The sequence below is a fragment of the Paraburkholderia sp. SIMBA_053 genome, assembly GCF_046534895.1.
GTDB classification, from domain to species: Bacteria; Pseudomonadota; Gammaproteobacteria; order Burkholderiales; family Burkholderiaceae; genus Paraburkholderia; species Paraburkholderia caledonica.
In genome coordinates, this window is the sequence record NZ_JAWRXU010001016.1 from 1 (window position 1) to 259 (window position 259).

Sequence of the window (259 nt, forward strand, 5' to 3'; positions counted from 1 at the left end):
GTCGCTGTGCCGAACCGGGCACGCCTCGTTATCGGCAAGGTCCTCGCTATCGCGCTCTACGCAGCAGGCCTCGCGCTCGTCTTCATCGTGATCGCCCTGGTGCTGATCTATCTCGCCAGCAAGGACTGGGACCCCCTCCTCCTCTGGGCGACTCCTATGCTGCAAGAGGCCGGACGGGTGATCCTCTTTGTGGTGACCATCACGCTGACCGGAGCGGCGATCACACTCATCGCTCGTCGGACGCTCACCGGGATTATCG

The 259-nt window shown here is 63.3% G+C and carries 1 protein-coding gene; it reads left to right on the top strand.

Translation table 11 applies throughout. The features are described 5' to 3' along the window. Nucleotides 1-259 (top strand): hypothetical protein (locus SB753_RS38700; protein ID WP_410805367.1); only part of this gene is annotated, 259 nt, incomplete at both ends.